We start from the raw sequence: 12,110 nt of genomic DNA, 5'->3' as shown, positions 1-12,110 counted from the left end.
GGGTAGGCGACCTGGTGCTGCAGGAGCCCGTCCGCGCGGTCGCGACGCCGCTGCCCGACCCGGGCCGAGCTATCGCGGAACCCGGCCCCGGGCCGGTGGAGGAACAGGTCGCCCGCCTGTGGGGGGCGCGGACCCTCCCTTTGCATGTGCGTGACGCCGGCGTGAGCGTCGAGTCGGTGGCCGGGACGATCGCGGCGCTGACCGCGGTGGTGACAGGGGCGGGCGACGGGGCGTTGCCGGAGTTGGTGGCGGAGCTGTCGCGGCGCGGCCGGCTGGTGCTGGGCCTGCCCGAGCAGGTGACGGGCGAGGCGGACCTGGCGGCGGTCCGGTCACTCGACGCCGGGGTGCAACTCGCGGTGCACGACCTGACGGTGTGGGCCGGGCGCCCCGGCACGGGCGACGGGCGCGCGCCCGAGCCGGGGGCCGGGGTGGACTCCGCGGTGGATCCCGGAACGCTGATCCGGCTGCTTCAGCAGGTGTACGTGGGCCGGTTGGACGAGTTGCTCGGGGACGCGGTGGATCCCTGGGCCGCCGAGGCGGCGCGAGCGTTGCGCGAGGGGGTGGCCGCGACCGGTTCCTCCTGGCAGTCGCTCGCGGACGCCCTGACCGCGCGCTTCTACGAGACCGTCGCGGAGGGTCCCGTGACCCGGTCGGGGAGCGTGGCGCCGCAGGCCCGATCCGAAGCGGTGGAGGGGACGACGCCCGACGGGGTCGTCGGCGACGACCGGGATGCGCGCGGGCTGTCGGTGGAGTGGCTCGCGAGACTGCTGGCGCAGCCGGCCGACCTGGAGACGGCGGGCGACGTCGCCGGATCTGTTGACGTCCTCCGCGGACAAGGCGCCGTCGAGGAGATGCTGGGGCAGTTGGCGGAACGCGTCGGCCGGTCGATCTTCGAGGACGGGGCGCAGGACGTCATCGCGCAAGCGATCACGGCGAGCGACCCGGGCGCCGTCGCGGCGGGTCCGGGGCGGGTGGCCGCTGAGCCGGAGCAGGCGGACGCGGGTCCGGGGCCGATGGCCGTTGAGCCGGAACCGGCGGACGCCGGTCGGGGGCCGATGGCCGTTGAGCCGGAACCGGCGGACGCCGGTCGGGGGCCGACGGCCGTTCGCGTCCTCGATGTCGTCGTGGAGTTGGCCCTCTACGGTCTCGTGTCCCTCGGCGCCCGCGACCGGGCGCCACAGGATGTGGCCGCGCTGGTGTGGTCGCTGCGGCAGGTGTACCGCGCTCAGTTGATCACGCTGCGGGCCAGCGCGGACGCCGCGGGCATGGCGGTGATCGACAGGTCGTGGCGTGTGGTGGACGGACCGGCCGCGGACGTGATGTGGGCGGCCCTGGCCGACCGGATCGCCGCCGGGACCCCGCTGCCTGATGACGTCGCGGCCCTGCGCCGGGACGCGACGGCGATGATCGCCGACCTCAGGAACCCCGGGCCGTTGCCCGCAGCCGGCGGCCTCGCGGGTGGGCTTCCCGGCGAGGCGGTGAACGGTGCGTCGGTGGTCCAGGCGATCCGCCGCGTCCAGGCGTCCGACCGCGTGCCGGTCGAGCCCGGGTGGCGCCGTCCCGGCCGGCCGAGCGCGTTGCTGCGGCGGAGCGGGCTGCGCGGGGGCGGTGGGCTTCCGCTCCGCGCGGCAGCCGAGCTCGGGCAACCCTTCCTGCGGCTCGCCCTGGGGCAAGTCACGGCGCGGGCTGGCCGGGAGGACCTGATGGCTCAGCTCGACCAGTTGGGCCGCGCCCATCTGGCGGAGCAGATCCGCGGTGTGCCGTTCTGGGAGCCCGGGTACCGGGTACGGGTCGGCCTGGAGGCCGCGATCGCCGCGTTGACGCTGTGGGCCGACGACGAGGCCAGGGGCGAGGACAGCGACGGCGCTGAGGACAGCGACGGCGCTGAGGGCAGCGACGGCGCTGAGGGCAGCGACGGCGCTGAGGGCAGCGACGGTGTTTGGGGCAGTGCTAGCGACAGTGACGGTGCTGAGGGCAGTGACGGGGTCGAGGGCAGCGACGGTGCTGAGGGCCGCGGCAGCGACACCGACGGCGCTGTGGACAGTGGCAGTGCTGAGGGCAGCGACGGCGACGGTTCCGCGGCAGGTTCTGAGGACGGTGTTGAGATCGGCTCCGAGATCGGCCCGGAGATCGGCTCCGAGATCGGCCCGGAGATCGGCTCCGAGATCGGCCCGGAGATCGGCTCCGAGATCGGCCCGGAGATCGGCCCGGAGATCGGCCCGGAGATCGGCTCTGAGCACGCTGCTCCTGAGGCGCCGGATGGGGTGCACCGTTCGGCCGGGGAGGAGGAGGCCCGAGCGCTGGTCGGGAGCCTGCGTGACGCGGTCGGCGAGTGGGTGCGGGACCGCTTGTCCCAGCCGCCCACGTCAGGTGCCCCCAGCAGCGGGCGGCTGGCTCTGCTCGGTCTGGAGCGCCGCGTGGTGGAGGAGCTCGACTGGGATGCCGTCGCCGATCTGGTGGGCGACGTCCGGACGGGGGACCCGGCCTACTGGGATGTCGTTGAGGGGGACTGGGACCGATGGGGGTCGCTGCTGGCGCCGCGCGTCCCGCAAGCCGCGCCCGCCGCGGACGCGGTCGTCCAGGATGGGCCGCCGGCGGTGCCGATGCAGCCCGTGGCGGGAACCGCCGCGGAGGCGGCGGTCGGCCCGCAGATCGCCGGCGAGGCGGCGTCCGGCGTCGGCATGCCCGAGACGGTCCCGCCGGACCGGGTGGGAACGGCCTGGGCGGAAGGGCTGCCGACCGGGGTTCTGCGGAACCTGCGCGACACGTTGACCAGGGAGACCGCAGCGAACGAGGAACTGGCGGGGATCCTGCTCGAGCTGCGCCGGCTGCCGGCGATCGGGACGGTCGAGGCCGTCCAGCGCGCACGTTGGCTTGCGCACGAGCTCACCGAGCGGCTGGCGCTTCGGGGCCGCGGCCTGGTCCGGTACGCCGGTGAGCCCTGGGTCGACGAGGTCGCCCTGCCGCCGCACGCGCCCGTCCTGTTCCTGGACGCCGGGGTCGAGGTCGCCCTGCACCAGCTCGGCGTCCGGGCGCTGCGCGCGGGGGACCCGGCCGGGCCTCGCTCGCCGGACATCGGCACGGAGACCCGTGAGCTGGTGGAGGCACTGCGGACGGCCTACGTGTGGCGGCTGGAAATGCTGATGCTGCAGCAGTTGCCGCCTGCCGGGCGAGCGAGCGCGATCCGATCGGGGCTCGCTGCCGACGGAGAGGCAGCCGTGCGGGCCTGGGCAGGAATCGCGGCTGTGCTGAGCCCGCGCGGGGACGTGCCGCCTGCTGGATCCGGCGCCGCGGAACAGAACGGCGTGACCGTGATGCGGTTCACGTCGCAGGCCCTGAACGAGCAGCGGGCCAGAGTGCCCGGCGAACTCGTGGCCGCCTGGCTGACCGTCCCGATCCCGTCGCCGGCGGCCGCGCCCGGCCAGGTCGTTCCGGGCCGGGATCAGGTGGTCCAGACGATCCGGAACCTGATGGTTGTCACCACCCCGGACCAGGCACGGGCGAGCCTGCGGGATCTGGTGGCCGTCCTCGAACGGTTGGGCGGTGCGCATCTGGCGGACCAGGTCCCTGTGGTGCGGGACTGGGAGCGCGGGTACCGGGTGCGGGTCGGCATCGACGCGGCGATCGCCGCGCTCACCCTGTGGGCCGACAGCGAGCGGGATGCCGACCAGTCAGGGATGATCTTGCCGGACGCGGCCGAGCGTGCCGCGGCGGGGCGGACCGCCCGCGAGATGGTCCACGACCTGCGTGCCGCGGTCTGGCGATGGGTGGGCGCCGAGATCGAGGCGATGCCCGCGTCGAGGCCGCCGGCCCGGGGCCTGCTGTCGCTGCACGAGGTGCAGCGTCTGGCCGGGTCCGACCGCTACTGGCTCGGCCTCGCCGATCGGGTCGAGGCGATCCGTGCGGGCCGCGAGCCGGCGCACCGTGCGGTGCGGGAGGCGCGCGACCGGTGGGGGGAGCTGTTCAGCCGTTCCTCCAGCCGGACCGCTGTGCAGGAGGCGCAGGAGGCGGGCCCGTCGACGTCGCCGGAGCGGGTTCCTTCGCCCGGCCGGCCCCTCCAGCCCCTCCGCGCCGAGTTGCCTCGCCCCACTGCCCAGGACCGGATCGTGGACGCCGTCCGGGGCGTTCAGGCGGCCGGACCCGCCGACGGGGGCGGGTCGAGCCGGCGGAACCTGATGACGCTGGTGGACGAGGTGGCCAGGGTCCACCTGACGCAGGAGGGTGCGGGAAGCGTCGCCCGTTCAGAGCCCTGGTTCCGGCTGCGGCTGGGGCTTGAGGCTGCGATGGCCGCGCTCGTCAGGTGGGCCGACCAGGAGGCCGGTCGCGACTCCGACGCAGCCGTGCCGCCGGGCCGCCAGGAGCGCGCCGCAGCGGATGGCGAGGCCCGCGGGCTGGTCGAGGGCCTGCGCGTCGCCGCGCAGCAGTGGGTGCACGACCAGTCGGCGACGTCGACGGCCCGGACCGGGTCCTCCTTGGTCGAGTACGTCACTGGATTCATGCCGTGGGACCAGGTCGCAGACCTGGTGGCCCGGACCCGCCAGGGCGACCCGGCCACGCGCGAGGCCGTGGCCCTGACCCGCGATCGCTGGACGGTCCTCGACCCCCCGGCCGAATCGGACGAGGAGTCCGGCGACGTCGAGAGCCGCCGGATCGTCAACCCGATGGCGCAGGAGCCGACGCGTCCGGTGACCGTCGTGGTCCCCGACCCGGTGCGGCGGGTCGTGGAGATCGATCCCGGCGCGGTGGTTCCCGGTTCCGTCGAGCAGGTGCTCCGTCACCTGTGGGGGTGGAGGGCCCTGCCGGCGCGGGTGCTGGCCGCGGGAGTGGTCGAGGGGACGGTGGCGGGGACGGCCGCTGCGCTCACCGCGGTGCTGACCGGGTCGGCCTCGGCCGAGGTGTCGCGGCAGGCGTTGTTGCGGACCTTGTGGCAGCGGGGAGGCGCGGCGCTGGGTATGGTCGGGGCCGACGACACCGTGGATCTGCGGGCTCTGGTGGCGCTGGACGCCGGGGTGCAGTTGGCGTTGCACGATCTGGCGGCGTGGGCCAGCTGGCCGCAGCTCGGCGGCGCCGCCGCGGTGGATCCGGGGGTTCTCGCCCGCCTGCTCCGGGACATGTACGCCGACTGGTTGGCGCAGTTGCACCAGGACGCGAGCAGTTCGGCGGCGGCCGAGGCGGCGCAGCGCTCGCGGGAGGCGCTGGCCGCGGCGGATCGGGAGTGGCAAGCGGCCGCCGATGCCCTGACCGGGCGATTCCAGGCCGCCGCTTCCGGCCAGGAAGCGGCGGGCTCCGGGGCGGCCGGGGCGGCCGGGGCGGCCGGGGAAAGGACTCTTGCCGAGGCCATTGACCGCGACTGGGGTGAGCGGGGGTTGACCCCGGGCGGGCTCGCCGAGCTGATCGAGCAGCAGAACGCCGAGCCGGGGGTGCCGCGTGAGACCCTCGGACTGCTGAACGCCTTCGCCGCAGGGTCGGCCTCCACCTTCGGGCTGCTGCTGGAGTTGAGCGGACGGGCCGGGCGGTTCCTTCTCCGAGACGGGCAGGCCCGGGCGGACCTGGCCGCGGTGGTGGCGGGTTCGGGCCCGGTTGCCGTGCGGCTGCTGGACGTCGCGGTCGAGCTCGCGCTGCACGACCTGACGTTCCTGGCCGGCCACGACCCGGAGGGGCAGCACGCGGCGACCCTGGTGGGGTCGTTGCGCCGCTTCTACCGCGACCGCCTGGCCGTGCTGCACGACGACCTGGAAGACCCGGACAGCGGTGTGGACGACACACCTGGCGACGCGACATCGGCGGCCATCGACCGATCCTGGGAATCGGTGTTCGGGGACCTGGCGGTCTCGGTCTGGGACATGTTGGCCGAGCGGGTCGCCGCGGTGGACCAGGGGATCGAGAGCGTCCAGGACGTGCAGCGGCAGACGACGGTGTACCTGGCCGACCTGAGAAACTCCGGGATCCCCGACACCGAGATTCTCGGCGAGGGATTCCCCGGCGGCGGGCGCAGCCCGGTCGACGCCGTCGTCGAGGCGATCCGCGCGGTGAGGGCGACCGAGGGTGCGCTCGTGCCGGCGTCCTGGCCGCCTGGGCAGACGGCGCAGGCCCGCCGGCACGTGCCGATGGCGTTGCGGCCGCGTAGCGACCTGCGAAGGATCCGAGGGCTGCCGCTCCGGTTGGCGTCCGGCGTGCAGGACGTCGACTCGCCGAACTTGGGTGCCGCGACTCGGCGGAATGCGGTCGGCGACCTGGTCGCCCTGCTGGACGCGTTGGGCCGGGCCCGCCTGTCGCGCGACGACGGGCCAGGGGAGCCGGGGCACCTCGCGGACCGGGTGGGTGTTGGCGTGCAGGGGGCGTTCGCCGCGTTGACCTTGTGGGCCGACGGGCAGGCTGCAGCCGAACGGGTCGCCCCGCCGAGCGAGCAGGAGCGTGCCCGGGCAGCCGAGGAGGCTCGTGCCCTCGTCGAGAGCCTTCGGGACGCGGTGGTCGACTGGGTGCGCGGCCGGACCGACGACGAGTCAGGGCTTCCACCGAGAGGCTGGCCCGCTCTGTTGCAGCTCGGCAGGGACGTCCAGCTCAGGTCGGCCGTCAGTGCCCCGCAGGTCATGGCTGTCCGGAGGGGTGCGCTGGAGTGGACGTCCACCGTGGCGGACGCGCGGCGGAACTGGCCGGAGCTGCTGGGGCCCGCGGGCCCGGACGGTGCCGCGGCGGGTCAGGAACAGCCGCTCGTCCTCCCGCCGGACCGGGTGGCCACCGTCTGGGCGGCGGACGGGTTGTCCACCGGGCTCCTTCACGAGATGCGCACGCGTTCGCTCGCCGGGTCCGCCGAGCGGCGGCAGTACCTGGTGAGGCCGTTGCAGCGGCTTCGGGATCGGTGGCGACCGGAGTCGGACGACGCGCGCGGGGATCGCGCCGCACTGACGGAGTACCTGGGGGCGGCGGGTTGGGATCTGCTCTGGTGGTCCGGCGAGCCGTGGGTCGGATCCGAGGTTCAGCCGCCGCACGCTCGCGTGCTGCTTCTGGATGCCGGGGTCGAGTCGGCACTGTTCGACCTGGCCGTCTGGTTGCGTGCGGAGGCTCAGCGCCGAACGGCCAGGGGCGGCGCCGAGCAGGCCGTGGCCGAGCTGCGTGGCGAGGCGCAGTCGCTGCTGGCCGTGCTTCGGGAGCTCTACGCGTGGCGACTGGACACCCTGGCTCGTGAGCTGACGCCGATCGGGCGGGCGAGCGCGATCCGTTCCCAGCTCGCCGTGTCCGGGCCGGATGCCCGTGTGGGGTGGGCGATGCTGGCGGACTCGATGGTCGATGCGGGGGTACCGCCGGGTGGCCGGTCAGCGGTCTTCCCGGCACTTGACGAGATTCGGCGGAGACTGGCCCCGGTGGTGACCGACGAGTCCGAACGCAATGATCTGGTCGCCATGCGCCTGGCATCGGTGATCATGGCCAGGGAGCGGGCGCGCGTCAGTCGTGAGGCCATGGACGCGTGGTCGGCCGCCCTGCCACCGGTGCTGCCTGCCCCGGGCGGGGTCGCGGTCGCGGGCAGCGCGGAGGTCTTGCCTCCTGCGGACCGGGTGGGAACAGCGTGGTCCGGGCTCGGCCTTTCCCCGCGGGTCCTGAGGGATCTTCGGGCGTATCTGATGAGCGAACCGGAGGCCAACCGGCGGCGGTATCTGTTGGAGGTTCTGCATCGGCTGTCCGACCCGCCTCTCGGGGGCCTGGCGCAGGATCAGCAGGAGCGGGCTCAGCTGGTGCGGGATCTCCTCGACGAGTTGTCCGAGCGGGGTCTGGACCTGACTCTGGAGCTCGACGAGCCGTGGCTCGAGGGTCTGCTCGAGCCGCCGCACGCACCCGTGCTGTACCTGGACGTCGGCGTCGAGCTGGCGTTGTTCGACCTCGCCGTCTGGGCGCGCGAGGAGAGCGCCCCCGCGTCCGCCCCTGGTTCCGCCTCCGGTTCTGCCTCCGGGTCCGGTTCCGGTGCTGGGGTCGAGGTGGTCGATGCGGAGCGGGTCCGTGCCGAGGCCGTGGCGATGGTGGAGGCGCTTCGTGCGGCATACCTGGGTGGGCTGGAGGGCTTGACCCGGCAGGTGCCCGAGCCGGCCGGGCGGGAGAGCGCGGCGCGGTCGTGGCTGGCCGCGGCGGGAGATCGTCGCTGGCAGCGGATCGGGGATGCGGTGGGCCGGATCCGGACCGGGGGACTGCCGGATGCTCACGTCGACCTGTTGCTGTCCTCGTCCGCGTCGTTGCTCTTCGCCGACTCCCCGCGCCCGCTGGGCATCGAGGTGCTTGCGGCGCCGGAATCCCGCGATGTCGCGGCGATGGTGTTGATCTCGCGGTCGTTGGCGCAGGCCAGGGCGCCCGTGACCCAGGAGGAGTTGGCGGCGCGGCTGGCCACCTGGTCTTCGCAGGAGGCCGTGCCGGGTGCGGACGGGGGTGAGCTCGTCCCGGCGCAGTCCCGGGTGGTCGCGGCGGTCCGCGGCGTGCAGGCGCACGAGTCCGATCCCCGCGGTGACGCGGACCGGGGTGGCGCGGACCGGCAGGTCCTGATGGACCTGCTGGACGAACTGGGCCGGGCCCACCTGGTGGACGGAGCGGCGTACCCGTTCGGGTACCGGCTGCGGGTCGGTCTCGAGGCGGCCATCGGCGCCTTGGTGCTGTGGGCCGGCGACGGGGCTCGTGACGGGGCTCGTGACGGGGTGCCGGGTGAGCGGGAGCGGGCCGAGGCGGCCGAGGACGCCCGCGGCCTGGTCCGGAGCCTGCACGCCGCGATGGAGGGCTGGCTGGCGGAACGCGAGGGCGGGGCGTCCACCTCCAGCGCCGCGATGAGTGACCCGCTCGCCGTCGGTCACCTGCGGGAGTATGTGAGGGGGCGCATCGGCTGGGACACCGTCGCCGAGGAGGTCGCCGCGATCCGCAGGGGTGACCCGTCGACGGAACGGGTTGAGCGGACCGCGCGGGTCCGGTGGACACGGCTGCTGACGGGCGCGGAGTACGACGGATCGGCCTCGCAGGGCCACGACACCGAGCCCGGACGCGCGGCGAACCGGATGGACTGGGAGCCGACCCAACCGGTCACGGAGGTCGTTCCCGGCGCGGGGGCGGGGGTCGTGGAGGTGATGCCGGGGGTGGTGGAGGAGCGGATCCTGGGCCTGTGGGGTCGGCATGCGCTGCCGGATCCGGTGCGGGACGCGGGTGTGAGCGAGGCGTCGGTGGCGCAGACGGTTGCGGCGCTGACGGGCGCGCTGGCGGACTCGGGTGACGCACGGCGCCGGGAGCTCTTGGGGATGCTGTCGCGCCGGGGGAGGGTGGCGTTGGGTGTGTCCGCGGTGGCGAGCGGTGGGGCGGATCTGACCGCGGTCCGGTCCCTGGACGCCGGGGTGCAACTGGCGTTGCACGACGTGGCGGCGTGGGCCGAGCACCCGGACTTGCGCAGGGGCTCGGCGGGGCCGGGAACCGGTGCCGGAGCGGTGGCGGATCCGGGGGATCTGGCGAGGCTGCTGCGCCACGTTTACGCCGATGCCCTGTCCGAGCTGAACGCGGACGCCTCGGATGCCGGGGCGGCCGAGGCGGCGCAGCGCCTGCTGGACGGTGTCGCGGCCGCTCACGATGGCTGGCACGCGGTCGCCGGTGCCCTCACGGCGAGCTTCCGGCACGCGAACGACGGGGCGGGGCAGGTCACCGAGCAGGCCCTGCAGACAGCCGAGGCCGCCGTCCTGCGCGTCATCGACGGCAGTTGGGGAGAGCGGGGACTGTCGCGGCAGCGGCTCGCCGCGCTGATCGGGGAGCAGAGCTCCGCGCCGGCCGTGCCGGAGGGCACCGCCGCCGCGCTGCACGAATACGGGGCCGGATCGCTGTCCGGCGAGGCGCTGCAGGCCCGGCTGACCGAACTCGCCGCGCCGTTCCTGGCGGGTGCCTGGGCGGGGGGTGAGTCGACCGCCACCACCGGCGTCCTGGTCACGGTCGCGGCCGGATCGAGCCTGGCGGCGGCACGGGTGCGCGACGTCGCGGTCGAGCTCGCCGTGCACCACCTCGCCTTCCTGGCCGCGCACGATCCCGAGAACCACGAACCGGCGGTGCTGGTCCCGGCGCTGGCGGCGGCGTACCGGAACTGGGTGGCTGCCTCGATACCCCGTGCGCAGGGCGAGGCTCAGGCGGCGGTGAGACGCTCGTGGCAGGCGGTGGACGGGCCGGCAGCGGACGTGATGTGGGCTGCGCTCGCCCACCGGATCGACGCGGTGACCGCCCGGGTCGGTGACCTCGCGGCCCTGCAACGGGACCTGACGGGGATGATGAACGACCTCATGAACACCCCGTCGGTGACCGAAGGCGGAGCCCTCGCGGCCCAGCCTCCCGGCTCAGCCTCCCGGCGCCGTCCGGACGTGGTGAGCGCGCTTCGCCGGGTGCAGGGCGCCGACCGCTCGCCGGGGCTGCCGTCGTGGCCGCTACCGTCGCGATCGTCCGAACCCGCGGCGACGCAGGAGCGGCGCGCCCCGATGGCGTTGCGACCGCGCAGCGACCTGCGGAAGATGCACCGTCTGCCACTCCGGCTGGCCTCCGGCGTGCAACACCCGTTCCTGCGGTCGGTCCTGCGGCCGGCCCTGATCCGCGGTAGCCATCAGAACCTGATGACTCTGATCGAACGGCTGGGCCGGATCCACCTGGCGGAGCGGATGCCGGGCGTCCCCGGCTGGGACGCGGCGTACCGCGTGCGGGCCGGCCTGGACGCGGCGATCGGCGCGGTGACGTTGTGGGCCGACGACATGGCGGGCCTCGAGGACGGTGCCCCCTACGCGCAGGATGAGGCCCACGCGGCGGCGGCGCGGCAGGACGTTCGCGTTCTGGTCCGGCACCTGCGGTCCGTGGTGACCGACTGGGTGCGGGACGAGCTCGAGGCCGCGCCCTCGTCCTCGAGTTCCGCCGGTGGCCCGCCCGCCCTGCGAGACTTGTTCCGGTACGTGGCAGAGGGCGTCCCGTGGGACGCCGTCGCCGGGGAGATCGGGGATATCCGGACCGGCGAGGAGTCGTCCTGGCCCATCGTGGAGCTGACGCGGGCTCGGTGGGGACACCTGCTGGCACGGCACGGCGCCTCCCCGGCTCCATCCGCCGCGGACCCGGGACCCTCCGGACCGGAGGCGGCCGCGCTGGGACCGGTCACCGGGACCGCGGGAGCCGCCGCGGCGCCGTCGGGTGGCGCCGCGTCCCGACCGGTCCCGCCCGACCGGCTGGGAACGGCATGGACGAACGGGCTGCCGCACGAGGTCCTGACGGACCTGCGTGCCGGGCTGGTCGCGGGCACCGCCCGCGATCAGGAACTGCGACCGACCCTGGTGCGGCTGAGCGAGCTGATGCCGGCAGGGACGCCCGAGGCCCGTGGGCAGATGCGCTGGCTGACCTACGACCTCACCGAGCGGCTGTCGCTTCGCGGGCGCGACCTGGTCCGCCGGCTCGGGGAGGTGTGGGCCGGCGGCGAGAACATGCCGCCGCATGCGCCGGTGATGTTCCTCGACGCCGGCGTCGAGCTGGCCCTGCTGGACTTGGACGTCCTGGGGCTCGCGAACCCGCACGACCACGTGGAGAGGCTTCGCCAGGCCTACCTGCTGCGGCTGGAGGTTCTGGCCCGGCAGCTTCCGGCGGGCGGGCGGGCGAGCGCGCTGCGGTCGTGGCTCGCCTCCGCCGGGGATCACGGCGCGCGCCTCTGGCGCGGAATCGCGAGCCAGCTCGGGCCGCCCCCGATGCCCGGCGACGCGCAGGCGTCCGTGACCCGGATGTGGTTCACGTCCCAGATCCTTAGCCAGGCACGGGCCGGGGTCCCCCGCGAGGAGCTGTCCGCGTGGATGGCGGCTCTGTCGGCGTTCGGCTCCGGGGCCGGGGCCGGGGCCGCGGCCCCGGCTGGCGAGGTCATCCTGGACCGTGCTCAGGTGCTGGACGCGATCCGCGGCGTCCAGGAAGCCGGATCCGCGGCCACGGTGGAGACGGGGCAGCGCCTGATCGACGTGCTGGACACGGCGGGCCGGGCGCGCCTGGCGGAGCGGATCCCGACCGTTCGTGCCTGGGACCCCGGTCACCGGGTGCGGGTCGGTCTGGACGCGGCGATCGGCGCGCTGACCTTGTGGGCCGGCGACGTGCGGGAC

General features: G+C 74.9%; 1 protein-coding gene. It reads left to right on the top strand.

Annotated elements, in window-relative coordinates; genetic code table 11:
• Positions 1-14: 14 nt before the first annotated feature.
• The coding region (locus tag AC08OU_RS16565; RefSeq protein WP_476605249.1) for a hypothetical protein at positions 15-12,110 on the top strand (12,096 nt) is incomplete at its 3' end.

The organism is Frankia sp. CcMO1 (assembly GCF_977945845.1).
This window is presented reverse-complemented; position numbering and strand designations above follow the sequence as displayed.